The organism is Sphingomonas sp. BL-S-25, from assembly GCF_055521555.1.
This window is the reverse complement of the sequence record NZ_CM145486.1, coordinates 4,505,724-4,528,681: the sequence shown is the minus strand read 5'-3', so window position 1 is coordinate 4,528,681 and position 22,958 is coordinate 4,505,724. Positions and strand designations below refer to the sequence as shown.

Here is a 22,958-nt window from a genome sequence, read left to right as displayed (position 1 = left end):
CGGGGACGGACTGGGCCTGGCACGCCGACAGAAAAACGGCGGCGCCGCAAAGGATTAGGAGTCGCACAACCAATGGAACCGATCCGCCCCCGGATCGGTTCCCCTATCGTAACGATGTTTGGAGGCGGTGCTGCGCTTGGGGGGACTGATCCTGTCGACACTCATTCTTCTTGCCGGGTGCGACCGTGTCGAGATGGCGCCCAATGCCGCCGACGCCGCCTCGATCGAGCGAGGAAAACAGGCCGCCGAACGGCTCGGCTGCGGCGCTTGTCACACAATGCCGGGGATCGACTGGCCCAGGGGCCAGGTCGGCCCCTCGCTGGCCGGTTTTGGTGACCGGACCATGATTGCGGGACGCCTGCCGAACCAGCCCGAGACGCTGCAACGCTTCGTCCGCAACGCGCCGTCGCTGGTGCCCGGCACCGCGATGCCCGCCATTCCAATGAGCGACCGCGACGCGCAGGATCTCTCCGCCTGGCTGCAGAGCCTTCATGAGCGCTAGGTCGGCCCTGTCCGGCGGCAGCGGCTGGCCGCCGCCCGTCCTCGACCCCGCGGGCCCCTATGCCCAGCCGGTCTCGCAATTGGCCTGGACCCTGTTCATCGGCGGCGGCCTGGTCCTCGCGATCGTGATCGTCGCACTGGGGATCGCTGTGCTCGGTTCGCGCCGGCTGAAGGATCGGCTGGGTGGCGAGAAGGCGATCTGGATCGGCGGGATCGGCTTTCCGGTGGTCGTGCTGACCGGCCTGCTGGTCTGGGGGCTATGGCTGACCAGCCATTTGTCTGCCGGCCGGGTCACCGGCGACGAGCTTCGCGTCCGCGTGATCGGCGAGATGTGGTGGTGGCGCGTTCATTATCTCGACGGGCAGGGACGCGAGACGATGCGCGACGCCAATGAACTGCACATTCCGGTGGGCAAGCCGGTGCTGCTCGACCTGGAGGCCGCCGATGTGATCCACAGCTTCTGGGTCCCGCGACTGGCCGGCAAGATGGACATGATCCCCGGCCGGACCAACCGGCTCCGCATCCAGGCGGATGCTCCGGGCATCTATCGTGGACAGTGCGCCGAATATTGCGGCGGTCCGCATGCGCTGATGGGATTTGTCGTCATCGCGCACACGCCCGAGGATTATGCCCGCTGGGCGGCCGGTCGCCAGCCGGCGACGCCGCCCGCGGATGCCGTCGCGCAACGCGGACAGGCGCTGTTCCGGACCAGCGGCTGTGCCGCCTGCCACTCGATCCGCGGGACCGAGGCCAACGGCGTCGCGGGCCCCGACCTGACCCATGTCGGATCGCGCGCCACGCTGGGCGCGGGCATCCTGCCCAATAATCGCGGCACGATGGCCGGCTGGATCGGCGACAGCCAGGCGATCAAGCCCGGCAACCGCATGCCCACCTATCGCCAGCTCAGCGGTGACGATCTCCAGGCGCTCAGCCTCTATCTCGAGCAGCGGAAGTGACGTCGGAGACCGGGTTCGACCCCGCGCTCTATGATCGCTTTCCGACCCAGGGAAACCGCTCCGCCGACGAGGAGCGCGAACTGCGTCGCATCTGGTGCGCCCCGCGCGGCTGGGAATATCTGACGGTCGTCAACAACAACTATGTCGGCATCTATTATCTCGGCACGGCCTTCCTGTTCTTCCTGATGGCGGGCGTGCTGGCGCTGCTGATGCGGGTCCAGCTTGCCGCGCCGCTGCTCGATGTGCTGCCGCAGGGGACCTATAATCAGGTCTTCACGATGCACGGCACCGTGATGATGTTCCTGTTCGCGGTGCCCGCAGTAGAGGCGGCGGGGGTGCTGCTTCTGCCCCAGATGCTGTCGGCGCGCGACCTCCCGTTCCCGCGCCTGTCGGCCTATGCCTTCTGGGCCTATGCGGTTGGCGGGCTGTGCTTCTTCGCCTCGCTGTTCGTCGGGCTGGCGCCGGACGGGGGCTGGTTCATGTATCCGCCGCTGACGTCCAAGGCCTTCTCGCCCGGCATCAATACCGATTTCTGGCTGCTGGGCATCGGCTTTATCGAGATCAGCGCGATCGCCGGCGCGATCGAGATCATCGTCGGCGTACTGCGCACCCGCGCGCCGGGCATGCGGCTCGACCGCATGCCGATCTTCGCCTGGGCGATGCTCGTTTTCGCGGTGATGATCGTCATCGCCTTCCCGAGCGTGATCCTTGCGACGCTGCTGCTCGAAATCGAGCGCGCGTTCAACTGGCCGTTCTTCGATGCGACGCGCGGCGGCGATCCGGTGCTGTGGCAGCATCTGTTCTGGTTCTTCGGCCATCCGGAGGTCTACATCATCTTCCTGCCCGCGGCGGGGATGATGAGCATGATCATCCCGACGATCGCCCGCGCCGAACTGGTCGGATATCGGCTGGTGGTCCTGGCGATGCTGGCGACCGGCTTCATCAGTTTCGGCGTGTGGGCGCACCACATGTTCACCATCGGGATGCCGGCGATGACGACCGGCTTCTTCTCCGCCGCGTCGATGGCGGTCAGCGTGCCGGCGGGCATCCAGGTCTTCGCCTGGATCGCGACGCTGGCGGTGGGCAAGCCGAAGTTCAACGCGCCCGGGCTCTTCGCCATGGGCAGCGTCGTGATCTTCGTCACCGGCGGCCTGACTGGGGTGATGGTCGCGATGGTGCCGTTCGACTGGCAGGTGCACGACAGCTACTTCATCGTCGCCCATCTCCATTATGTGCTGATCGGTGGGATGGTGTTCCCGCTGTTCGCCGCCTTCTACTACTGGATCCCGATGGTCAGCCGCCACGCGATGAGCGAGCGACTGGCGAAATGGGTGTTCGCGCTGATGTTCCTTGGCATGAACATCGCCTTCATGCCGATGCACCTGGCCGGGCTGATGGGGATGCCGCGCCGCGTGTACACCTATCTGCCGGGGCAGGGGCTCGACCTCGCCAACCTGATCTCGACCATCGGCGCGTTCATGATGGCGGCCGGCGTGCTGCTGTTCCTTGTCGATCTGGCGCGCAATTTCCGTTTGTCACCCGCGGGCGGCAACATCGGCAATGTCTATGGTGGCGGCACGCTCGAATGGCTGCCGACCGAGCTTTATTCGACCCGGTCGATCCCGCTGGTGAAGAGCGGACAGCCGATCTGGGACGATCCCAAGCTGGCCGAGGATGTCGAGCAGGGCCGCTATTTCCTGCCGCGCTCGGCCACCGGCCTGCGCGAGACGCTGGTCACCAGCCCGATCAATGCTGAGCCGCAATATCTCCAGCTGATGCCCGGCCCATCTCCCTGGCCGCTGGCAGCCGCGATCTTCACCGCGGGATTCTTCCTGGCGCTGACGGTCCAGGCCTACGCATTCAGTGCGGCCAGCGCGGTGTTCGCGGTTGCTTCGGTGCTGCGCTGGATGTGGGACACCGATCGCCGCGTGGATATCGAGGGTGTCGATATCGGCGCCGACATCCGCGTTCCGACCTATGTCACCGGGCCGGCATCGCATGGCTGGTGGGCGATGGTGACGCTGATGGTCGTCATGGGGATGATCTTCACCATGGCGCTGTTCGGCCTGGCGTTCCTGTTTACGAACCAGCCGGACTTCTGGTCCCCGCCGCCCGCCTTGGCCGCGGGCTGGCCGATCTTCGCGCTCGAACTTGTCGCACTCGTTCTCGCAGTCGGATCTCGTCCGTTGCTGAGGCGGGGTGCGAGCTGGGCGGTGATCGCGCAGGCGCTGGCTGCGCTGGTCCTGATCGGCGCCGTCCTGCTCGATTATGGGCAATGGCGGGGCACCGGTCTGCTGCCCGATGCGAGCGGGCAGGGGGCGATCGTCTTCGCGCTCCAGTCCCTTCAGGTAATGATCGTCGGGATCGCGGCGCTGATGGCGGGCTATGCGTGCGCGCGGGCCCTGCGCGGGCTGGTCAGCGTGCCCGCGAACAACACCGTCGATCTGGTCGCACTTTTCCTCGCCTATTCGGCGGGACAGGGACTGGTCGGCAGCATGATGTCGCGCCTGTTCGGAGCCGGGTGATGCGGACTTGGGCAGTGCTGCTGGCCGGACTGGCGATCTGGACCGCGCATTTTTTCCTCGTCTACGCGATCGGAGAATTCGGCGGGGAGGAGCCGGGCCACCGCGCCGCGGTGATCGTCATCACGCTGATCGCGATCGCCGTGAACCTCGTCCTGCTGCGTGTCGCAATGCGCATGTCGACGCCCGACCCGTTCGACCGGTGGCGGCGCGCGATCGCGTGCGGCGGCCTGATGATGAGCGCACTCGCGGTGCTGTGGCAGGGCCTGCCGGCGCTGTTCGCCGGCTGACCCCGCCAAAGTGGACTGGCTCAGGCCGCCTCGGCGACCGCGTAAGCGAGATTATCGCCTGCGCGACTTGCGACGCTTGCGATGGCCGTCGCTGCCCAGCACGCGCGACGTGATGGTCATTGCGATGAACGTCAGCAGCACGATGCCGACGCCCAGGCCGATCAGGTGCCACTCGGTAATATGGGCGGCCGGGCCGATGCTCTTGGCCGCGAGGACGCCGGGCAGGAACATCACCGGCACCCACAGGATTGCCGACAGGATATTGGCGATCTGGAACGGTCGCTTCGACATTTCCACGACGCCCGCAACCAGCGGGACGGTCGCACGGATCGGCCCCAGGAAGCGTCCGAGGAACACCGCGAGGAAGCCATATTTGCGGAAGAACAGCCGGGTCCGTGCCACCATCGGGCGATGCTTGTTCAGCGGCCAGCGATGATAGACCGACGGACCGATACGGCGCCCGATCCAATAGGAGATCCAGTCGCCCAGGATCGCGCCGCCGATCGCCCACAGGATGATCGGCAGGGGATCCAGCGTGCCGGTGCCGACGAGGCCGCCGATCGCGAGCATGACCGCGGTGGCCGGAATGAAAATGCCGATGATGGCCAGCGATTCACCGAAGGACAGCAGTCCGACGATGGGCCCGGCCCACATGCCATGGACGCTCAGAAAGGCGGTCGCGCGCGCGACAATCTCTTCCATCGATCAGCGCCCCCGGCCAGCCGGCCTATGGCCGATGCTCGGTGTCACAAGGTGCGCCTGGCGCATGCGGATTGATCGGTCGGGGCGTCGCATGAATGAGTAGGTCGACCATGGGGCACGGGAGTGGGTGCGTCCACCCCCATTGCGGTTACCGCCGGCAATAATCGACCGCAGAACCGAACGTTCCGTCTCTATTATCATGGGGAGTTGTGTTCGTCGCGAATCTCGTCATACCTTCGCACAATAAAGAATGAACATGGGAGGATGCATGACGCGGTCGAACCTGACCCTGGTGCTTGTGCTGGTCGTTTTTGCCTGGCTTTGCGCGTTCCTGACTCAATATCTCGATCTCGGCTCGATGATCGGCGTGCAGAACGCCTTTCTGTCGACCTCGATCGTGCTGATCGGCGCCGTTGCACTGGTCGGCGGCATCATCCTGTCGCGCGGCCGCAACGCCGCCTGACTTTCCCTATTCGACATGACGAACCGCCCGACGTCCCAGGGACGCCGGGCGGCAAGTCGGCCGCCGGTTGCGATTAGCCGGCGGCAGTAACCGCGCCGGTCATGCCGGTCGGCGACAGGATCTCGATCCAGTAACCGTCGGGATCGGTGATGAAGGCGATGCCCTTCATCTTGCCGTCCTGCGGGCGTTTCCTGAACGGCACGCCCAGCGTCTCGAACCGGGCACATGCCGCGTCGACATCGGGGACGCTGATGCCCAGATGACCGAAGCCGCGAGGCTCGTCATTGCCGCTATGATACCCCGCAAAGTCGGGATCGCTCTCGGTTCCCCAATTATGCGTCAGCTCCAGCGTCGTCTCGCGCGAGAAGATGAAGCGCGCGCGTTCGGCCGGCTCCTGCGGAATATTCTCGCCCTCGGCCAAATAGGCCAGGAAGTAGAGCGAGAAGCGCATCTCCGCGAAGTCGAGCTGCTGAAGCAGCGTCATGCCCAGCACGTCCCGGTAGAAGGCGAGCGAAGCGATCGGATCGCGAACGCGCAGCATCGTCTGGTTGAGAACGAAACCTTCGGTGCCGGATGGGCGGGACATGACGCGTGCTCCTGAGTGGGTGGCTGACCTCAACGCCTCAGGCGAGGGTCAGGCCCACATCGATATTGCCGCGCGTGGCGTTCGAATAGGGGCAAACCTGGTGCGCGGTATCGACCAGCTGCTGCGCCTCTTCGCGATCCAGGCCGGGCAGGTCGACACGCAGATCCACCGTCAGGCCAAAGCCGCCGGCGTCGCGCGGACCGATGCCGACCGTCGCGGTGACGGTGGTCTCGGCCGGAATCTTCACCTTCTTCTGGGCGCCGACCGCCTTGAGCGCACCGAGGAAACAGGCCGAATAGCCCGCGGCGAACAGCTGCTCGGGGTTGGCGCCATCGCCGCCCGCACCGCCGAATTCGCGCGGGGTGCTCAGCTTCACCTCGAAAGAGCCGTCCTCGGTACGCGCCTGGCCATCGCGGCCGCCGGTGGCAGTTGCAGTGGTGCGATATTTGACGTCGACGGACATTGAACGATCCTTCCATATCTTGCTCGCGATATTCGTTATCGCGATAACTAATATGTATGTGTGCGGTGCGAGCTTATCCAGCCTAAAATTTATCGCGATAACGATTATATGTTGGAACGGCCTGAGAGAACACAGGCTATGGAGATCGCAATGACGGCCGCCCTGCCTTTGAACGACCAGCTCTGCTTTTCGCTTTATTCGGCGTCGATGGCGATCACGCGGGCGTACAAACCGATGCTCGACGAACTGGGCATCACCTATCCCCAATATCTGGTGCTGCACGCGCTGTGGGAGCGGGATGGCCGCACCATCGGCCAGATCGCCGAGCGGCTGGCGCTTGAATCGAGCACGATCACGCCGCTGGTGAAGCGGCTCGAAGCGGCCGGATTGCTGACCCGCGCGCGCGACCCGCAGGACGAGCGGAAGGTGGAGGTTCGCCTGACGGGGGCGGGGCGCGACATGCGTGAGCGCTCGGGCTGCCTGGGCGAGGCACTGATGTCGCGCAGCGGGATGGGCGTGGACCAGCTGGCGGCGCTCAATCACGCGGTCCAGAATCTGCGCGACACGCTCGCCAGCCCAGCGATCAGCGACGCAGCGGCCTGATCGCGGCAAGGTCGTTGCGCATGGTCGTCGCGGCGACGCCGCCTTCGCCCATCGCGTGGCTGATCTGGTCGAGGCCCAGAACGACGTCGCCGGCGGCATAGAGCCCGGGAACACTGGTGCGCTGATGCGAGTCGACGCGCAGGCAACCGTCCTCGGTCGAGGCGGCGCCCAGTTGCTGGGCCAGTTCCGACCGCATCGTCGACCCCAGCGCCGGATAGACGCTGGCAAATTCGAAGGCGTGTTCGGGCGTGTCGACCCGCATGAGATCGCCCGAGATCGACAGACGCGGCGGGCCATCGGCGATCGCAATACCGGCATCGGTCAGGTCGGCACGCTGCGCATCGTCCAGATCATGTGGACCCTCGGGCGCGATCAGCGTCAGATTGGCGGTGTAGCTGCGCAGGAACCGTGCCTCGCGCAGACCGCGCTCGCCGGTGCCGATGATCCCGACCGGCTGGTCGGTGACCTCATATCCGTCGCAGATCGGGCAATAGCGTAGTAGCCCGCGCGCCAGCGCCTCGTCATGCAGGTCGTCGGGCATCGTCGGCCGGATGTTGATCACGCCGGTCGCGAGCAGCACGCTGCGGGCGCGGACCGTCGCATCGGCGGTATCGGCAAGGAAGCCGTCACCCTCTGCGCGAAGCGTCTCGACCACGCCCGTCTCGATCATCGCGTTATGCTGCAGCGCCTGCTCGCGCATCCGGGCGATCAGGTCGGTTCCGGCGATACCGCCCGGATAGCCGGCATGATTGTGCGTCCGCGGGATCATCGCGGCGCGGCTGTTGCCCTCGTCGATTACCAGCACGTCGAGGTGGAAGCGGGCGAGATAGATGGCTGCCGTGAGTCCCGCCGGGCCACCGCCCACCACCAGGCAATCGAAATCGCGTATCGTCATGATGCCGACAACCGTGGGAGGGCCGAGCCGTTCCCCTCATGGCCTTCAGCCGCGCTCTGATCGATTTTCCTGCTCGGTCTGAGCGAGTTTAGTGATTTCTGCACGTTCGAAGCTCGGGTTAGTCTTCGTCGCAATACGCACCAGAGAGAGGATATCGCCATGGACGCGAAGACCAGCGGAGACCCGTTGCGCTGCCCGGTCAAGGAGCCCGCCGCGCTGCGGAAGCTGCTGGGGAGGACCAACCGGGACTGGTGGCCCAACCAGATGTCGCTCGAGATCCTTCAGCAGAACGGGCTGTCGGGCAACCCGATGGGCGACGAGTTCGACTATGCAGAGGCGTTCAAGTCGCTCGATTATGACGCGGTGAAGCGCGACCTCCATGCGCTGATGACCGACAGCCAGCCCTGGTGGCCGGCCGATTACGGGCATTATGGGCCCTTCTTCATCCGCATGGCGTGGCACAGCGCCGGCACCTATCGCACCGGTGACGGTCGCGGCGGCGCATCGTCGGGATCGCAGCGCTTTGCCCCGCTCAATTCCTGGCCCGACAATGCCAATCTCGACAAGGCACGCCGGCTGCTCTGGCCGATCAAGCAGAAATACGGGTCGAAGCTTTCCTGGGCCGACCTGATGATCCTGACCGGCAATGTCGCGATCGAGTCGATGGGCGGGCCGGTTTTCGGTTTCGGCGGCGGCCGCGCGGACGTGTTCGAGCCCGAAAAGGACATCTATTGGGGCACCGAAGAGGAATGGCTTGGCCAGACGCGCATCGATGACGAGGCCGGCCGGGCGCTTGAGAACCCGCTGGCGGCGATCCAGATGGGCCTTATCTACGTCAATCCCGAAGGGCCGGGTGGCAACCCCGACGCGGCGCAGTCGGCGCGCGACATCCGCGAGACCTTTGCCCGCATGGGGATGAACGACGAGGAGACGGTCGCGCTGACGGCCGGTGGCCATACCTTCGGCAAGGCGCATGGCGCCGGCGATGCCAATAAAGTCGGTGCCGAGCCGGAAGGGGCGGACATCGCGCAGCAGGGCCTGGGCTGGCAGAGCGGGCATGAGTCCGGCTTTGCCGATCACACCATCACCAGCGGTATCGAGGGCGCTTGGACCCCGACCCCGACCAAGTGGGACATGAGCTATTTCCACATGCTGCTGGACTATGAGTATGAACTGGTCCGCAGCCCCGCTGGGGCCAAGCAATGGCAGCCGGTCGGGCAGAAGCAGGAGGACATGGCACCGGGCGCGCACAGCCCCGACCGCCGCCTGCCGACGATGATGACCACCGCCGACATGGCGATGAAGGTCGACCCGAAATATCGCGAGATTTCGGAACGGTTCCGCAACAATCCCGACCAGTTTGCCGACGCCTTCGCCCGCGCCTGGTTCAAGCTGTGCCACCGCGACATGGGTCCGAAGGCCCGCTATCTCGGCCCCGAAGTGCCGCAGGAGGATCTGATCTGGCAGGATCCGATCCCCAAGGCCGACTATGCCGCGATCGATGCGGACGATGTCGCTGCATTGAAGGGGAAGATCGCCGAATCCGGTCTCAGCATGGCCGATCTGGTGCGCACGGCATGGGCTTCGGCCTCGACCTATCGTCAGTCGGACCATCGCGGCGGTGCCAATGGCGCGCGCATTCGCCTGGCGCCGCAGAAGGACTGGGAGGTCAACGAGCCTGCCAAGCTGGCAAAGGTGCTCGAGTTCTATGAGGGCATCAAGCGCGACTTCGACGGCTCGGCTTCCGGCGGGAAGAAGGTCAGCATCGCCGATCTGATCGTGCTGGGCGGGACCGTAGGTGTCGAAAAGGCGGCGCGCGATGCGGGTCAGGCGATCGAGGTGCCGTTCACTCCGGGCCGCACCGATGCCTCGGCCGAGCAAACCGATGCGGCAAGCTTCGACGTGCTCGAACCCAAGGCCGACGGTTTCCGCAACTATCTCCAGGTCCGCTACAGCGTGCCGACCGAGGAGCTGCTGATCGACCGGGCGCAGCTGCTCGGGCTGAGCGCTCCGGAGATGACGGTGCTGGTCGGCGGTTTGCGTGTGCTGGGTGTCAACCATGACGATATCAAGGACGGCGTGCTTACCGATCGTCCGGGCCAGCTGACCAACGACTTTTTCGTCAACCTGCTCGACATGGGCACGGCGTGGAAGGAAGTCGACGAGACTGCGGACGAGCAGTTCATCGGCACCTGCCGCAAGTCGAACGAACAGAAATGGACCGCGACCCGGACCGACCTGGTCTTCGGTTCGAACTCGCAGCTGCGGGCGCTGTCCGAAGTCTATGCCTCGGCCGATGCCGGCGAAAAGTTCGTCCGCGACTTCGTCGCGGCCTGGACCAAGGTGATGAACGCGGACCGCTTCGACTTGGCCTGAGTCAGGCGCGGCGGCGCGCCGTAGAAGATAAACAGGGCAGCCGTGGCGATGCCGCCGCGGCTGCCCACGGCGCGAACAAGGGAGAGGAGCCCATGCATCGTGCCGATGTTGATCTGCTCGACTGCAACCGGACCTATTGGGTGCCGATCGTGATCGCGCCCTGCAACGACTGGGCCGCAGCGCCCGGATGCCATCCCGGCGACCGCTTCCTGGTCGACCGCCACACGCTACGCGCCCAGCGCGACGAAATCTCCGCCTTCGCGACGAGGCTCAGCTGCCTGTCCTGGATCATGCGCCACCGCGTCGAGCTCAACCGCGCGCTGCCCCATGCCACCGTCTGCGCGGTCAGGCTCGACCGCTGGCTGTTGGGGCTGGAGTAGCAGCCTAATCAAAGGGGCGGCGCGACGGCTGCATGACCGATACCGGGACTGGAGCATCCCCTAGGCGGCGCTTGAACTCGGCTTCCAGCCAGCGCCTCGCTCGGAATTCGCTATCGCTGGAACCGAACTCGCCTTCCGCGCGCAGCACACAAGTCGCGAAAATCTCCGCGTCGATCAGCCCGGTTTTTGGGAAGAAATCATAAGCCCACCGGTCTTCTCCGTCGACCACGCCGCCGCAGTAGCCGCCGACGGCGCACACGTCCCACATGAGATATTCGAAAGCGGAAGGTATCACGATATCCACATCGGCGTCCGGCACGTCGCACCAAAATTCGATGGTATCTGAAGTGAATGTGGTGCTTGTCCGGCTTTCGGCAGGATCGCTCAAGACATATCGAACGCCTGCATCTGCCAAGACCGGGAGTTCGTAGGTATCCCCGCTTGGTTCGATCACAAGCAGGACGCATTTTGACGTGTTATTGGTAAAGCATGAAATAGGCACAATGGAAGACCGGCAGTACGGCCATATATCTCAGGGACCGCAATCATATCGCTTTCGATATCCAGTGTCAGCCGTAATCCCGATTTGATCTTGGACGGGCGATGCATCTGGGCGATGATCGCATGCCATTGAGAACGTGGAGATAGATATTGGCCCGCACCAGCATCAACACGGACTCCGCCACCGAGCCCAAACTGCTCTCCGGCGGCAACCCGCAGATCCCCAAGGGCGATGGCGACGCCCCCGTCCAGGCGTATATCGCCGCGATGCCGGGGTGGAAAAGCGAGGCCGGGCGCCAGCTCGATGCGCTGGTCGAGCGGATCGTGCCCGATGTGCGCAAGGCGGTGAAGTGGAACTCGCCGCTCTATGGGGTGGAAGGGCAGGGTTTCTTCCTCGGGGTCCACTGCTTCACCCGCTACATCAAGATCTCGTTCTTCCGCGGCTCGGCGCTCGATCCCAAGCCGCCGGTTGGCTCGAAAGACCCGAACGCCCGCTATTTCCACCTTGAACAAGGCGACCCGGTCGACCAGCCGCAGCTGGCCGACTGGATCCGCCAGGCGGCGGCAATTCCGGGCTGGCAGCCTAACGCACCAGCCTGAACCGCTGGCCCTCATAGCTGCGCACCGCATTGCCGCGCTCCAGCTCGTGATTGCGCTCCCACAGGCTGCGTTTGCCGACCGCCGCGCCGCGCTCGTTCCGCTCGACGAACATCAGTTGGAGCTTCAGCCGGGCGATCCGGCGATTGGCATGCTGCGACCGCTGGTCCTGCGAGGTGGTTGTCAGCCCGGTCGGCAGGTGCGTGGCGCGCACCGCGCTGTCGGTCTTGTTGACATGCTGGCCGCCCGGCCCCGACGCGCGCATTGCCTGATAGCGGATGTGAGCCTCGCGCAGGTCCGGCACCGCATCGGGCGGCGGGATGCGCGAGACGCCGACGAACCAGTTGCGCCTCTTGTGCAGCGGCCGGAACGGGCTGGTCCCGATCCAGCGGATCGACCCGCACCGCGCCTCGGCAAACGCCTCGGCATCGCTGCCCGAGACGCGCAGCAGCAGCGACGGGACCGGCCCGTGGACCGGCTCGACCGGCATACAGGTCAGTCCCGCCGTCTCGGCCTCGCGCCCGAACGCGAGCGCCAGTTGCTCGACCACCCACTCGCACTCGCGCGGGCCCTGGCCGGCGCCGACATGGAGGATGACTTCTGCCATCGCATCGTCGCTCATGACCGGCGCACCTTGTAGGTCAGGAGCGGACGCAGCGTCGCCACCGGATCGACCAGTCCGGCCTCCACCAGATCGCATACGACGCGGTGGATGTCCTTGTACGCCTGGGGTGCCTCCTCGAAGATCAGGTCGCGATCCTCGCAGATCACGCGCCCGCCCAGCGGGGTGCGCTCCAGTTCCGCCGCCGTGATCCGGCGGCCCAGCTTGCCCCGGGCCTCGCTGCGGCTCCACTTGCGCCCGGCCCCGTGGGCGAGCGAGGTGAGGGCGGCATCGCCTGCCTCGTCGCGCGGCCGGACGACATAGGTCAGGTCGCCGCGCGATCCGGGAACCACGACCAGCCCCTTGTCCGCCGGTGCCGCGCCCTTACGATGCAGCCAGCCACCGCGGTGCGGCGTGACGCTGTTGTGGCAGATGTCGAGCAGACGCGCGCCATCCATGCCGATCCGGTCGAGGAAGCGGTGCGCGATGACCTGCCGGTTGAGCACTGCCCAGGCCATCGCCTGGTCATGCTCCGCCAGATAGGCGGCACCCTCGGCGCTGTCCGCCAGCAGTGCCGACGACCCGCCAGCCATGCGTGCGTGCCGGTCGAGGATCGCCTGGCCCAGGCCGCGCGAGCCGCTATGCACCATCAGCAGCACCCGGTCGGTGGCGAGGCCCGAAGCGTCGAACGCCGCTTCGTCCAGCACCGCCTCGATCCGAAGCAGTTCGGCAAAATGATTGCCGCCACCGATCGTGCCGAGCGCATCGCCCATCAGGTCGACCGGCAGCCCGGCCTCGCCCAATGCCGCCGCCGCGTCTCCCGGCCAGCGCCCCTCCAGCCCGTGCAGTTTCCGCTCGACCGCATCCGCGCGGAACTTGCGCAGCGGCAGCTCGCCCTGCCACAGCGCCATGCCGCACCCGATATCGCTGCCCACCAGCGGCGGATGGACATGGCTCGGCGACCAGAAGGCAGCACCGACCGCGATGCCCCGCCCGGCATGAAGATCGGGCAGGCCGACGACCCGCTCGATCCCCTCCAGCGCGGCGCTGTGGTGCAGCTGGTCGATCGCCGACTGCTCTATCCAGCTGTCCGGCGACGCGATGATGCGAATGTCCGCGCTCATGGCTGCGCCTCCCCGATCGGAGGAAGGTCGTTCGTCGTTTCGATATGAAAAGCCGCGGCGTCAGGCGCGCGGCGAAAGGTCAGGCGATGACGATCGCCCGTGCAGGAAGTGCCCATGCAACATGGTCCCGAAATTCTTGGAATGAAATGCTATCGATGGTCGAGCGAGCAGTTCGCATGATGCACTCCTTTCCTGTCGGGTGTCGATCGGGAGGCGCGCCAATAGCCGCAGTCGCGCCGTGGCGCAAGTCGGCGGCGGTCAGGCTTCGGCGCATTCACGCAGCGCATCGCCGACCAGGCCGAAGAAAGCCTGTCCCTCGGGACGCTGCGCATAATTCCATTCGGGATGCCACTGAACCGCCAGCACCGGGGCGCCGCACGGGCGGGCGGAGAAGGCTTCGACCAGCGAATCGTCGGGCGAGATCGCTTCGGTCGACAGGCCGGGTCCCAGGCGGTCGATGCCCTGATGGTGGACCGAATTGACGCGAATGTCGCTGCTGCCGATCGAGGCGTGGAGCAATCCGCCGTGGACTAGCGCGACGTCGTGGTCGTGGTCGAACAGCGCCTCGAACGGCACCCCGTCGCGCTCGCCCAGATGATGGCTGCCCGCAGGAAGCTCGGCGGTGAGCGTGCCGCCGAACAGGACGTTCAGCTCCTGCAGTCCGCGGCAGATGCCGAATACCGGCCGGCCCGCCTCGATCATGTGCGCCGCCAGCGCCAGCGCCACCGCATCCCGCTGGCGATCGAGCGCGCTCTCGCACGCCTCGGGCGCGCCGCCATAGCGCGCGGCGGCGACGTTCGATCGCGAGCCGGTCAGCAACAGGCCATCGAGCCGGTCTGCAAGTGCGACTGCGTCCAGCGCGTCGGCCAGCGCCGGGACCAGCAGCACGCTGGCGCCCGATACGCGCGACAGGGGCTCGATGAACCGGCTCGCGACTGCCTGGATCGGCCGCTCATGCACCTCGTTGCAGCACAGCACCCCGATCATCGGTTTGCGCGGCGGACGCGGGCCGGTGGCGGCGTTGGTCAGCCGCGATACGAAGAAGGGCGCGCTCATACCGTCTGGCCTGCCAGTTGCCGGGTCAGGCCCTCGGCGGCATCCTCCTGCAGGCGGATCGCGCCGGGCTGGACCACAACCGTGCCGGCTGGCACATCCTCGAGCAGCCAGACATTGCCGCCGATCGTCGCCCCGCGGCCGATCCGCACCCGGCCGAGGATCGTCGCACCGGCGTAGATGACGACATCGTCCTCGACCACAGGATGCCGCGCGAAGCGCTCGCGCGGGGTGAGGGTGCTCAGCCCCAGCGGGCTGCGCGCGCCCAGCGTGACATGCTGGTACAGGCGCACATTGCGGCCGATGATCGCGGTCTCGCCGATCACCACGCCGGTGCCGTGATCGATGAAGAAGGACGGGCCGATCGTGGCTCCCGGATGAATGTCGATCCCGGTGCGCGCATTGGCGAGTTCGGAGATGACCCGCGCGACGATCACCGCGCCCAGCGCGTGGAGCGGATGCGCCAGCCGGTGGTGGAGCACCGCCAGCGCGCCGGGATAGCTGATCAGGATCTCGTCGACGCTGCGCGCCGCAGGATCGCCGATGAACGCCGCCTCGACGTCGCTGTCGACCAGCGTGCGGACCTCCGCCAGCGCGGCGGCGAAATGGCGCACGATCATGTCGGCCTGATCGGGATCGAAGGCCTGACGCGATTCCGCCTGCCAGTAATCGAGCTCGCTTGCGATCTGCTCGCGCAGGATCGTCAGCGCGGCGCCGATCTGCTCGGCGACGAAATCATCCTCGCGCGCCGCACCGCCGCGAAAACCACCCAGCCGCACGGGAAACAGGGCGGCGGACAGATGCTCGACCGCCCTGGCAAGTTCGGCCGGAACCGGGAAGCGTGACACCCCGTGCAGCCCCGACTGGCGCTGCCGCCAGGCGGTGCGCGCGCCGTTCAGCGCGCTCACCGCCTCGGCGATCTCGTCGGCAAAGCGCGACTCGGTCAGCGAAACGCTCACGGGTGCGCCGCCTCGGGCTGGCGCACCGTGCGCAGATAGGGGGTATGCTCGGTCCAGCCTTCGGGGAACAGCGCCTTGGCCTGCTCGGCGTCGACGCTCGGCAGGATGATGACGTCGTCGCCCTGCTTCCAGTCGGCGGGGGTCGCGACCTTGTGCGCGTCGGTCAGCTGAAGGCTGTCGATCGCGCGCAGGATCTCGTCGAAATTCCGCCCGGTCGATGCCGGGTAGGTCAGGATCAGGCGGACGCGCCTGGCGGGATCGATGACGAAGACGCTACGCACCGTCGCCGTGTCGGAGGCGTTGGGGTGGATCAGCCCGAGCAGTCCGGAAATGCGGCGGTCGACATCGGCGATCAGCGGATAGTTGAGCGCCGATCCCTGGGTCCGCTCGATATCCGCCGCCCATTGCAGGTGGCGATCGACCGGATCGACCGACAAGCCGATCACCTTGACGCCGCGCCGGTCGAACTCGGGCTTCAGCCGGGCGACCGTGCCGAGCTCGGTGGTGCACACCGGCGTGAAATCGCGTGGGTGAGAGAACAGCACGACCCAGTTGCGACCGGCCCATTGATAGAAGTTGAGCGGTCCCTCGGTCGATTCCTGGGTGAAGTCCGGGACGGTATCGAAAAGCCTGAGCGACATGGGGGATCTCCGGTGGGAGGGGTTTCAGGCCGGTACGGGAACGCCGTCCGCCCCCTGGCGGAAGCGGTCCAGATCGAGGATGCCCGCGCGGCGGGCGACGATTGTGGGGACCAGCGCCTGTCCCGCGACGTTCACCGCGGTGCGGCCCATGTCGAGGATCGGGTCGATCGCCAGCAACAGGCCGACGCCCTGCAACGGCAGGCCCAGGGTGGACAAGGTAAGCGTCAGCATCACCGTCGCGCCGGTCAGCCCGGCGGTCGCCGCGGAGCCGATTACCGATACGAACGCGATCAGCACATAGTCGGACAGGTGCAGCGGCACGCCGAAGAACTGCGCGACGAAGATCGCGGAGATCGCCGGATAGATGGCGGCGCACCCGTCCATCTTGGTCGTGGCGCCCAGCGGCACGGCGAAGGCGGCATAGGCGGCGGGTACGCCCAGCGCGCGCTCGGTCACTTCCTCGGTCACCGGCAGCGTGCCGACCGACGATCGCGACACGAACCCGAGCTGGATCGCCGGCCACGCGGAGGCGAAGAACCGCGTCGGCGACAGGCCGTGCAGCGCGAGCAGCGTCGGGTACACCAGGAACAGCACCAGCGCGAGGCCGAGATAGATTGCGCCGGCGAAGCTGCCGAGTGCCGACAGCGCATCCCAGCCATAGCGGATCACCGCGTCGCCGATCAGACCGGCGGTGCCGATCGGGGTCAGCGCGATCACCCAGCGCAGCAGCCGGCGCATCACCATCAGTGCGGAGGCATTGAACGACAGGAAGGCCTCGCCCGCCGGCCCGATCCGGACCGCGGCGGCCCCGACCGCAATGGCCGCGACGATGATCTGCAGCACGTTGAAGCCGATCGTGGTGCGCGCCGCGCCATCGGCCAGGCTGGTCGAGGCGGTGATGCCTAGGAAATTGGCGGGCACCAGACCCTTCAGGAAGTCGAGCCACGACCCGGTGGTGCCGGGCGCAGCGGCGCTGGCCGCGTCCACCCCGGCATGAAGCCCCGGCTGGATCACGAGGCCAAGCGTGATGCCGATCGTCACTGCGATCAGCGCGGTGATCGCGAACCAGACCAATGTCTGCACGACCAGCTTCGCCGCATTCTCCAGATCGCGCAGCGCGGCGATCGATGCGACGATCGCGGTGAAGACCAGCGGCGGCACCAGCGCCTTGAGCAGCTGGACGAAGATCTGGCCCAGCGTGTGAAGCGCTTCGCCCAGCGCCGCGGCAAAGACCGGCGCGTCGGGCGCCATCAGGCGCGCGGCAAGACCGAGCGCCAGGCCCAGGATCATGCCGATCAGCACCTGCACCCCGAAGCTCGGCCAGCGGCGCTGGTGAGTCGGTCCGCCTGACGCGGCTCGGGACGGGGCGGGATCGACGCGGCTTGCCATACGCTTTCACTCTGGAGGAGCGGGCGGGGAGAGGATCCGCCCGCTCCAGGGTCAGGGTGTGGAAAGCTGCGACACCGCACCGCGAAGCCCGAGCGCGGCTTCCCACGGCCAAGAGGTAAGGGCGGGACCGGTCGGCGTGCGAACAAGAAAATCTTTCAATGCCCATCGACGGGATGGGAATTCGTTTCGGGATCGCTTCGACGTGCGTCTAGCGGGTGAGCCCGACCATCATCAGCGCGCCGATTGCCAGGATCGTCGATCCTGTCGCCAGCGCGACGAGGCCGGCGCCGATGAACGGAGCAACCGCCGCCGTGCCGATCGCGGCGGTCATCAGGATGGCCAGGATCACCAGTGCGGAGGCGCGGGCGTCGTCTCCCTTCGCTGCCAGGATCGCGGCGTGAAACCCCGGCGCTCCGCGAATGCCGAGCCCCAGATTGATGAGCGTGAAGATCGGGATGACGACCGCCAGTCGAGCCCCACCGGCAAGCGCGTAGATCAGCATGGCGGCCGCGCCGATGACGGCGAACATCGTCCCTGCGACGATGACCGGCATCTCGCCGAACCGCTGTACCAAATGACCGGTGCTGTTTGCGGCAATCGCGAACAGGGCGATGCCACAGACCTGCATCAGCACGAACGCGCCCAGGCCGAGCCCCAGGCTGTTGGTGAACACCGTCGGCGCGCCGAACACGAACACCAGCAGCGCGCCCAGGGTGAACGCATAGCCCAGCGCATGTCCGATGAACGGCCGGTTCTGCAGCAGCCGAACATAGCTTCCCGTACCCGCCGGGCGTACCACCACGGGCAGCAGGTCGCGTCGCCACAGGATGATGGCCGCCAGCATCAGCGCGAGCGCGGCGATGGTGTCGAACGACGCGCGCCATCCCCAGATCGACAGCAGCCACGCACCCAGGATCGGTGCGGCGGCGGGGGCCAAGGCCTCGATGCTTCCCAGCGCCCCCAGCGCGCGGACGGCGCGATCGTCGCCATACAGCGCGCGGATCATCCCCGGCGCGAAGACCGCCGCCGCCGCACCCGAGGCGCCCTGGACAAACCGCAGCGCGATCAGCGCGTCGAGGCCGGGGGCGAAGGTGCAGAGAAACGAGACCAGCCCATAGGTGACGAGCGATCCGATCATCAGCCGGCGATGGTCGATCCGCGCGCCGATCTCGCCGAAGAACAGCAGCCCGATCGCCGCGCCCGCAGTAAAGGCGGCCAGCACCAGCTGGGCCCGCTCCGCGGTTCCGCCCAGTACGGCGGGCAGCGACGGGATGGCCGGCAACACCAGATCGGTACCGGCGATCCCGATCGCGGTGCCGGCCGCGACCAGCAGGAACGCGGCATGGGTCGAGGCACGACTACGAGTCATCACTGAGCGTCTACGCGGTCGATGGCGCGTGCCGAACGGATAAATTATCCATGGCGAGCCGCGCGCGCCGGGCGTATCCGGCGGCCATGTCCATCCAGCTCATCTGCCTCGATGCCGACGACACGCTCTGGCATAACATGCGCCACTTCGCGGTCGCCGAGCACGCCTTTCTCGACATGATCGTGCCCTTCGCCGAGGCCGGGATCGCCCGCGCGACGCTCGAGACGACCGAGATCCGCAACCTGGCGCATTATGGCTATGGGGCGAAGAGCTTTACGCTTTCGATGATCGAGACCGCGATCGAGCTGGGCGGCGATGCGCTTCCCGTCGATGCGTTCCGCAAGATCCTCGCGGCCGGGCGTGAACTGCTCTCGCATCCGGTAGAGCTGCTCGACGGCGTCGAGGACACGATCCGCGCGCTTGCCGAACGCGCCGACCTGGTACTGGTGACCAAGGGCGACCTGCTGCATCAGGAAGCCAAGCTGGCGGCCTCTGGGCTTGGCGAGCATTTCGCCTCGGTCGAGATCGTCAGCGACAAGCGACCCGAGACCTTTCGTACGCTGTTCCAGCGCCGCGGTGTCGATCCGGCGTGCGCGATCATGGCCGGCGACTCGCTGCGATCGGACATCGTCCCGGCGCTGGAGGCGGGCGCCTGGGCCGCCTTCGTGCCCCACGACCTGGCCTGGAGCCACGAGCGCGCCGAAGAACCGGCCAGCCACCCGCGCTACCACCGCCTGTCAAAATTCTCGCAACTGCCCGATCTAATTGACGAGATCGCCTAGGTCCCCCTCCCGCTAGCGGGAGGGGCTAGGGGAGGGCCTGTCCTTAGACAGCACCGCCCCGGTACAGGCCCTCCCAGTTGCGGGTGAACAGCCCCCCAGGCTGTTCAGGTCAAGCCGGGGGCTTGACCGACCCGCAACTCCCTCCCGCAAGCGTGAGGGGAGAAGTTGGCTACAGCGTCTCCACCAGCCGCACCGCCGATCCGTCGGACAGCGTCATCCTAGTCCACCGGCACCGGCTCGGCCGGATCGGCACGACCCGCGACTTGTTGCATCCGGTCTCGAACTCGATCGGCGCCGGGCAGGGGGCGTCGTACCAGCCGGTATCGGGCAACGCTGCTTCGACGGCGATCAGTTCGGGCGGTGAGAAACGCCACAGCGACCGCCCGATCAGCGCCGCCGCATCGACGCCGAACGACGCCGCGCGTGCGGGCGAGAAGGCGAGCAGCCGGTGGCTCGTGTCGCAAACCAGATGCACCGCGCGGCGGCTCTCGCGGACCAGCATCGCCAGTGCGGCATCAGCAGCGGAATCGGGCCGGGCGGCGACCAGCGCCAGCACGCGTCGCGCCTCGCTCAACTCGATCGGCTGGCGTCCGGCCTCCCAGCGCGACACGGTCGACTGCGCCACGCCCAGCCGCTCGGCAGCGGCCGCCTGCTTGACCCGATTGATGACGCGCCAGCGCCGCAGCGCCGCCGCCAGCGCAGCGGCGTTCAGCGGGCCGAGATCGGTCGGGCGCGGCGCGATAGTCATGCGACGCAGTCTAGCGCCGATCGCGACCGGCGGGGAGGGGGCTTGGCACCGGACGGGTGGTTCGCGCATTGCTGTCGCGAGACCCGATCAGGAGACGAGACATGACCGATTTGGCCGATTTCCCGGTGACGCATCGCTGGCCTCCGCAGCATCCCGATCGGATCCAGCTCTATTCGCTCGGCACGCCCAACGGGGTCAAGCCGCTGTTCCTGCTGGAGGAGGCGGGGCTTCCCTATGAGACGCACAAGATCGACTTTGGCCAGCAGGATCAGAAGACGCCCGAGTTCCTGTCGCTCAATCCCAATGGCAAGATCCCCGCGCTGCTCGATCCGAATGGTCCGGAAGGGCGTCCCTTCGCGCTGTTCGAATCGGGCGCGATGCTGATCTACCTCGCCGACAAGGCCGGCCGCTTCATCCCGCAGACGCCGGAGGCGCGCTGGCACTGCATCCAGTGGGTGATGTTCCAGATGGGGGGCGTGGGACCAATGTTCGGCCAGCTCGGCTTCTTCAACAAGTTCGACGGCAAATCCTACGAGGACAAGCGACCGCTGCAGCGCTACGTGACCGAGAGCAAGCGGCTGCTCGGGGTGATGGACGCGGCGCTTGACGGCCGCGACTGGTTCGTGGGCGACGAATACAGCATCGCCGACATGTCGATGCTCGGCTGGGTCCGCAACCTGATCACCTTCTATGAGGCACGCGATCTGGTCGAGTTCGACCGCTTCGCCAACGTGGCCGCCTGGCTGGAGCGCGGGCTCGCCCGCCCGGCGACGCAGCGGGCGCTGGCGGTCTATTGAGCCACGGTACGCTCCGGAACATCGTCGGCGCGGGTCACTTGCCCAGAACCACGCGCCCACCGATCTTGCGCGCCGTCTCCAGCGTCACCTCGGGGTCGCTATCTACCAGCAATTCGGTCTGGATGACCGGCGCGCCGCAATAATCGAAGATGCCATGGTCGATCTGGGTGCGCATCGCTCCGAAATAGCCGTGGCGGGCATAGGTCCGCAGGTCCGCGCCGCCCAGCGCGGCGAGATGGACCGGCAGATGGCCGAGCTTGCGTTCGATGCTTCCGTCGTCGCGCTCGTCATAGGCCCAGCCATTGGCGAACACCCGGTCGATCCAGCCCTTCAGCAGGGCGGGGAAGGACCACCAGTAGATCGGATAGACCAGCACCAGCGCATCGGCCCGATCGATGCGCGCCTGTTCCGCCAGGATCTCGGGCGTCTGCGGCGCCTCCTTCAGAAAGGCGGCCACGTCTGACGGGGACCAGCGCGGATCGAACCCCTCTGCACTGATATCGGCGATCTCGCTCGAGCCGCCATGCTCGCCGATCGCATCCACAATCGCCCTCGCCGTCGCATGGGTCAGGGATGTGGCAAGCGGGTGCGAGACGATGATCAGGGCGTGCATGAAGGCTCCAGGTGAAGGCGGTGCGGGCGGACCTCCACAGCTAGGAACGCGTTCGGCCCATTCAATGACAAAGATATTCACACGCGAGTCAGTGAATGCCGAGGTGATGGCGGTCGCGCGCTGACCGCGGCTGCTCGCAAAGGTCACGGGGTGGGGGGCTCGAATAAGGGGTTTCCCCAGCCCGGACTCTGTGTAGTGGATTTTGCTGCCAAAACCATTATATACCGATCATTATGGAAACAGAAACCTGCACCGCGGTGAAGGGTCGTCCCCGCGAGTTCGATGTCGATACTGCCCTGGCCGCCGCGCTCCGCGTCTTCTGGAGCAAGGGCTATGAAGGTGCGTCGCTCACCGATCTGACCGAGGCGATGGGGATCACGCGCCCCAGCCTCTACGCCGCGTTCGGCAACAAGGAAGCGCTCTTCCGCAAGGCGCTCGACCTCTATGAGGCCGAGAAGCTCTGCTATGTCGGTCGCGCGCTCGAAGCGCCGACCGCGCGCGAAGTCGCCGAGCGCATGCTGCAGGGTGGCCTGGAGATGCAGACCAGCGATTGCGAACCCAAGGGCTGCCTTGGTGTGATCAGCGCGGTGGCATGCGGTGCCGAAGCCCAGAGCATCCGCGCCGAGGTGGTCGCCCGCGGCGTCGCCGCGCACGCCGCCTTTGTCGAGCGCTTCGAGCGCGCGAAGCACGAAGGCGACCTTCCCGAGAACATCAGCGCCGAAGGGCTGACCCGGCATCTGATGGCCATCATGCAGGGCATGGCGGTGCAGGCCGGGGCAGGGGTGTCGCGGGAGGAACTGCAGAATCTGATTCGCACCAGCCTGGCGATGTGGCCGGGAAAATAGGACGCAAATAGAGAAACTGCACGCGTCGAAACCAAAGCTGTCGACAAAGCGTACCGGTCGATATAGAAAGCCCTTGACGCAGTGCAGCGCGATTTCTATACCAGTTGGTATGGAATGAATCGTCGCCACCGGGCACGATTGAAGCTTCCATCATGAGGTCGGACGGGGTCGCGAACGCAGGTTCGCGGGCCGACCCTTCATG

The 22,958-nt window shown here is 66.6% G+C and carries 26 protein-coding genes; 12 read left to right on the top strand and 14 right to left on the bottom strand.

Annotated elements, in window-relative coordinates; genetic code table 11:
- The first annotated feature begins 127 nt into the window (after positions 1 to 127).
- The 4 genes from ACZ1H8_RS21885 to ACZ1H8_RS21870 are packed head-to-tail and all read left to right on the top strand — an operon-like array spanning position 128 to position 4,269.
- The gene (locus tag ACZ1H8_RS21885; RefSeq protein WP_465181449.1) at positions 128 to 502 is read left to right on the top strand and encodes a c-type cytochrome; all 375 of its coding nucleotides are present in this window, start codon (positions 128 to 130) and stop codon (positions 500 to 502) included.
- Positions 492 to 1,457 (top strand): cytochrome c oxidase subunit II, encoded by a 966-nt coding sequence (gene coxB / locus ACZ1H8_RS21880; RefSeq protein ID WP_465179355.1) that lies wholly within the window; start codon positions 492 to 494, stop codon positions 1,455 to 1,457. Before ACZ1H8_RS21885 ends, coxB begins: the two co-directional genes overlap by 11 nt.
- Positions 1,454 to 3,982: a cbb3-type cytochrome c oxidase subunit I gene (locus ACZ1H8_RS21875; RefSeq protein WP_465179354.1), complete on the top strand. Its 2,529-nt coding sequence runs from the start codon at positions 1,454 to 1,456 to the stop codon at positions 3,980 to 3,982. Before coxB ends, ACZ1H8_RS21875 begins: the two co-directional genes overlap by 4 nt.
- Complete coding sequence (locus ACZ1H8_RS21870) at positions 3,982 to 4,269, top strand: hypothetical protein (RefSeq protein WP_465179352.1); 288 nt, start codon at positions 3,982 to 3,984, stop codon at positions 4,267 to 4,269. The genes ACZ1H8_RS21875 and ACZ1H8_RS21870 overlap by 1 nt, the downstream gene beginning before the upstream one ends.
- 51 nt (positions 4,270 to 4,320) lie before the next feature.
- On the opposite strand, the gene ACZ1H8_RS21865 is transcribed toward ACZ1H8_RS21870, so the two are convergent.
- Complete coding sequence (locus tag ACZ1H8_RS21865; protein WP_465179351.1) at positions 4,321 to 4,971, bottom strand: DedA family protein; 651 nt, start codon at positions 4,969 to 4,971, stop codon at positions 4,321 to 4,323.
- A gap of 268 nt (positions 4,972 to 5,239) precedes the next feature.
- Between ACZ1H8_RS21865 and ACZ1H8_RS21860 the strand changes: the two genes are divergently transcribed.
- On the top strand, positions 5,240 to 5,434 hold the full coding sequence (locus tag ACZ1H8_RS21860; protein WP_110151304.1) for a hypothetical protein: 195 nt from the start codon (positions 5,240 to 5,242) through the stop codon (positions 5,432 to 5,434).
- A gap of 73 nt (positions 5,435 to 5,507) precedes the next feature.
- On the opposite strand, the gene gloA is transcribed toward ACZ1H8_RS21860, so the two are convergent.
- Entirely contained in the window at positions 5,508 to 6,020 is a 513-nt protein-coding gene (gene gloA / locus ACZ1H8_RS21855) for a lactoylglutathione lyase (protein ID WP_465179350.1), read from the bottom strand.
- 37 nt (positions 6,021 to 6,057) lie between these two features.
- Positions 6,058 to 6,483: an organic hydroperoxide resistance protein gene (locus ACZ1H8_RS21850; RefSeq protein ID WP_465179349.1), complete on the bottom strand. Its 426-nt coding sequence runs from the start codon at positions 6,481 to 6,483 to the stop codon at positions 6,058 to 6,060.
- A gap of 150 nt (positions 6,484 to 6,633) precedes the next feature.
- Between ACZ1H8_RS21850 and ACZ1H8_RS21845 the strand changes: the two genes are divergently transcribed.
- Positions 6,634 to 7,086 (top strand): MarR family winged helix-turn-helix transcriptional regulator, encoded by a 453-nt coding sequence (locus ACZ1H8_RS21845; RefSeq protein WP_465179348.1) that lies wholly within the window; start codon positions 6,634 to 6,636, stop codon positions 7,084 to 7,086.
- Here ACZ1H8_RS21845 and ACZ1H8_RS21840 read toward each other — a convergent pair.
- Complete coding sequence (locus tag ACZ1H8_RS21840; RefSeq protein ID WP_465179347.1) at positions 7,067 to 7,981, bottom strand: NAD(P)/FAD-dependent oxidoreductase; 915 nt, start codon at positions 7,979 to 7,981, stop codon at positions 7,067 to 7,069. The two genes, ACZ1H8_RS21845 and ACZ1H8_RS21840, sit on opposite strands and share 20 nt — an antisense overlap.
- Before the next feature lie 159 nt (positions 7,982 to 8,140).
- Here ACZ1H8_RS21840 and katG point away from each other — a divergent pair, with 159 nt between their 5' ends.
- Both katG and ACZ1H8_RS21830 read left to right on the top strand, forming a co-directional pair.
- Positions 8,141 to 10,357, top strand: coding sequence for a catalase/peroxidase HPI (gene katG, locus ACZ1H8_RS21835; RefSeq protein ID WP_465179346.1), 2,217 nt, complete (start codon positions 8,141 to 8,143; stop codon positions 10,355 to 10,357).
- Positions 10,358 to 10,449: 92 nt separating this feature from the next.
- Entirely contained in the window at positions 10,450 to 10,737 is a 288-nt protein-coding gene (locus ACZ1H8_RS21830; RefSeq protein ID WP_465179345.1) for a hypothetical protein, read from the top strand.
- 4 nt (positions 10,738 to 10,741) lie between these two features.
- Here the strand turns inward: ACZ1H8_RS21830 and ACZ1H8_RS21825 are convergent, their stop codons facing one another.
- Positions 10,742 to 11,191, bottom strand: coding sequence for a hypothetical protein (locus tag ACZ1H8_RS21825; RefSeq protein ID WP_465179344.1), 450 nt, complete (start codon positions 11,189 to 11,191; stop codon positions 10,742 to 10,744).
- Between the two features lie 197 nt (positions 11,192 to 11,388).
- Here ACZ1H8_RS21825 and ACZ1H8_RS21820 point away from each other — a divergent pair, with 197 nt between their 5' ends.
- A complete protein-coding gene (locus tag ACZ1H8_RS21820; RefSeq protein WP_465179343.1) occupies positions 11,389 to 11,838 on the top strand; it encodes a DUF1801 domain-containing protein in 450 nt (149 codons plus the stop codon).
- Here the strand turns inward: ACZ1H8_RS21820 and prfH are convergent.
- From prfH to ACZ1H8_RS21785, 7 genes are all read right to left on the bottom strand, one after another.
- Positions 11,822 to 12,457: a peptide chain release factor H gene (gene prfH / locus ACZ1H8_RS21815; RefSeq protein WP_465179342.1), complete on the bottom strand. Its 636-nt coding sequence runs from the start codon at positions 12,455 to 12,457 to the stop codon at positions 11,822 to 11,824. The two genes, ACZ1H8_RS21820 and prfH, sit on opposite strands and share 17 nt — an antisense overlap.
- Entirely contained in the window at positions 12,454 to 13,560 is a 1,107-nt protein-coding gene (locus tag ACZ1H8_RS21810) for an RNA ligase RtcB family protein (RefSeq protein WP_465179341.1), read from the bottom strand. The genes prfH and ACZ1H8_RS21810 overlap by 4 nt, the downstream gene beginning before the upstream one ends.
- Before the next feature lie 258 nt (positions 13,561 to 13,818).
- The gene (locus ACZ1H8_RS21805) at positions 13,819 to 14,616 is read right to left on the bottom strand and encodes a gamma-glutamyl-gamma-aminobutyrate hydrolase family protein (RefSeq protein ID WP_465179339.1); all 798 of its coding nucleotides are present in this window, start codon (positions 14,614 to 14,616) and stop codon (positions 13,819 to 13,821) included.
- Positions 14,613 to 15,572, bottom strand: coding sequence for a serine O-acetyltransferase EpsC (gene epsC, locus ACZ1H8_RS21800; protein WP_465179338.1), 960 nt, complete (start codon positions 15,570 to 15,572; stop codon positions 14,613 to 14,615). The genes ACZ1H8_RS21805 and epsC overlap by 4 nt, the downstream gene beginning before the upstream one ends.
- A complete protein-coding gene (locus ACZ1H8_RS21795; RefSeq protein ID WP_465179337.1) occupies positions 15,569 to 16,213 on the bottom strand; it encodes a peroxiredoxin in 645 nt (214 codons plus the stop codon). Before ACZ1H8_RS21795 ends, epsC begins: the two co-directional genes overlap by 4 nt.
- Positions 16,214 to 16,237: 24 nt before the next feature.
- Complete coding sequence (locus ACZ1H8_RS21790; protein ID WP_465181448.1) at positions 16,238 to 17,503, bottom strand: dicarboxylate/amino acid:cation symporter; 1,266 nt, start codon at positions 17,501 to 17,503, stop codon at positions 16,238 to 16,240.
- 307 nt (positions 17,504 to 17,810) lie between these two features.
- Positions 17,811 to 18,971 carry an MFS transporter gene (locus ACZ1H8_RS21785; RefSeq protein WP_465179336.1) on the bottom strand — a complete coding sequence of 387 codons (1,161 nt, stop codon included), beginning with the start codon at positions 18,969 to 18,971 and terminating at the stop codon, positions 17,811 to 17,813.
- Positions 18,972 to 19,057: 86 nt separating this feature from the next.
- On the opposite strand from ACZ1H8_RS21785, the gene ACZ1H8_RS21780 reads away from it, so the two are divergent.
- Entirely contained in the window at positions 19,058 to 19,753 is a 696-nt protein-coding gene (locus tag ACZ1H8_RS21780; protein ID WP_465179335.1) for an HAD family hydrolase, read from the top strand.
- A gap of 169 nt (positions 19,754 to 19,922) precedes the next feature.
- On the opposite strand, the gene ACZ1H8_RS21775 is transcribed toward ACZ1H8_RS21780, so the two are convergent.
- Positions 19,923 to 20,501 (bottom strand): helix-turn-helix domain-containing protein, encoded by a 579-nt coding sequence (locus ACZ1H8_RS21775; RefSeq protein ID WP_465179334.1) that lies wholly within the window; start codon positions 20,499 to 20,501, stop codon positions 19,923 to 19,925.
- A 101-nt stretch (positions 20,502 to 20,602) separates the two neighbouring features.
- On the opposite strand from ACZ1H8_RS21775, the gene ACZ1H8_RS21770 reads away from it, so the two are divergent.
- Positions 20,603 to 21,298, top strand: a complete 696-nt coding sequence (locus tag ACZ1H8_RS21770) for a glutathione S-transferase family protein (protein WP_465179333.1) — start codon at positions 20,603 to 20,605, stop codon at positions 21,296 to 21,298.
- Positions 21,299 to 21,332: 34 nt separating this feature from the next.
- Here the strand turns inward: ACZ1H8_RS21770 and ACZ1H8_RS21765 are convergent, their stop codons facing one another.
- Complete coding sequence (locus ACZ1H8_RS21765) at positions 21,333 to 21,911, bottom strand: NAD(P)H-dependent oxidoreductase (RefSeq protein WP_465179332.1); 579 nt, start codon at positions 21,909 to 21,911, stop codon at positions 21,333 to 21,335.
- A gap of 233 nt (positions 21,912 to 22,144) precedes the next feature.
- On the opposite strand from ACZ1H8_RS21765, the gene ACZ1H8_RS21760 reads away from it, so the two are divergent.
- Positions 22,145 to 22,756: a TetR/AcrR family transcriptional regulator gene (locus tag ACZ1H8_RS21760; RefSeq protein WP_465179331.1), complete on the top strand. Its 612-nt coding sequence runs from the start codon at positions 22,145 to 22,147 to the stop codon at positions 22,754 to 22,756.
- Positions 22,757 to 22,958: the final 202 nt, after the last annotated feature.

Bases quoted from the DNA above. Each gene is read 5' to 3' on its own strand.
- gloA (WP_465179350.1), bottom strand. From the start codon at position 6,020: ATGTCCCGCCCATCCGGCACCGAAGGTTTCGTTCTCAACCAGACGATG.
- ACZ1H8_RS21850 (WP_465179349.1), bottom strand. From the start codon at position 6,483: ATGTCCGTCGACGTCAAATATCGCACCACTGCAACTGCCACCGGCGGC.
- ACZ1H8_RS21870 (WP_465179352.1), top strand. From the start codon at position 3,982: ATGCGGACTTGGGCAGTGCTGCTGGCCGGACTGGCGATCTGGACCGCG.
- ACZ1H8_RS21760 (WP_465179331.1), top strand. From the start codon at position 22,145: ATGGAAACAGAAACCTGCACCGCGGTGAAGGGTCGTCCCCGCGAGTTC.
- katG (WP_465179346.1), top strand. From the start codon at position 8,141: ATGGACGCGAAGACCAGCGGAGACCCGTTGCGCTGCCCGGTCAAGGAG.
- ACZ1H8_RS21865 (WP_465179351.1), bottom strand. From the start codon at position 4,971: ATGGAAGAGATTGTCGCGCGCGCGACCGCCTTTCTGAGCGTCCATGGC.
- ACZ1H8_RS21770 (WP_465179333.1), top strand. From the start codon at position 20,603: ATGACCGATTTGGCCGATTTCCCGGTGACGCATCGCTGGCCTCCGCAG.
- coxB (WP_465179355.1), top strand. From the start codon at position 492: ATGAGCGCTAGGTCGGCCCTGTCCGGCGGCAGCGGCTGGCCGCCGCCC.
- ACZ1H8_RS21830 (WP_465179345.1), top strand. From the start codon at position 10,450: ATGCATCGTGCCGATGTTGATCTGCTCGACTGCAACCGGACCTATTGG.
- ACZ1H8_RS21785 (WP_465179336.1), bottom strand. From the start codon at position 18,971: ATGACTCGTAGTCGTGCCTCGACCCATGCCGCGTTCCTGCTGGTCGCG.
- ACZ1H8_RS21780 (WP_465179335.1), top strand. From the start codon at position 19,058: ATGTCCATCCAGCTCATCTGCCTCGATGCCGACGACACGCTCTGGCAT.
- ACZ1H8_RS21810 (WP_465179341.1), bottom strand. From the start codon at position 13,560: ATGAGCGCGGACATTCGCATCATCGCGTCGCCGGACAGCTGGATAGAG.
- ACZ1H8_RS21840 (WP_465179347.1), bottom strand. From the start codon at position 7,981: ATGACGATACGCGATTTCGATTGCCTGGTGGTGGGCGGTGGCCCGGCG.
- ACZ1H8_RS21790 (WP_465181448.1), bottom strand. From the start codon at position 17,503: ATGATCCTGGGCCTGGCGCTCGGTCTTGCCGCGCGCCTGATGGCGCCC.
- ACZ1H8_RS21860 (WP_110151304.1), top strand. From the start codon at position 5,240: ATGACGCGGTCGAACCTGACCCTGGTGCTTGTGCTGGTCGTTTTTGCC.
- ACZ1H8_RS21845 (WP_465179348.1), top strand. From the start codon at position 6,634: ATGACGGCCGCCCTGCCTTTGAACGACCAGCTCTGCTTTTCGCTTTAT.
- prfH (WP_465179342.1), bottom strand. From the start codon at position 12,457: ATGAGCGACGATGCGATGGCAGAAGTCATCCTCCATGTCGGCGCCGGC.
- ACZ1H8_RS21765 (WP_465179332.1), bottom strand. From the start codon at position 21,911: ATGCACGCCCTGATCATCGTCTCGCACCCGCTTGCCACATCCCTGACC.
- ACZ1H8_RS21795 (WP_465179337.1), bottom strand. From the start codon at position 16,213: ATGTCGCTCAGGCTTTTCGATACCGTCCCGGACTTCACCCAGGAATCG.
- ACZ1H8_RS21805 (WP_465179339.1), bottom strand. From the start codon at position 14,616: ATGAGCGCGCCCTTCTTCGTATCGCGGCTGACCAACGCCGCCACCGGC.
- ACZ1H8_RS21775 (WP_465179334.1), bottom strand. From the start codon at position 20,501: ATGACTATCGCGCCGCGCCCGACCGATCTCGGCCCGCTGAACGCCGCT.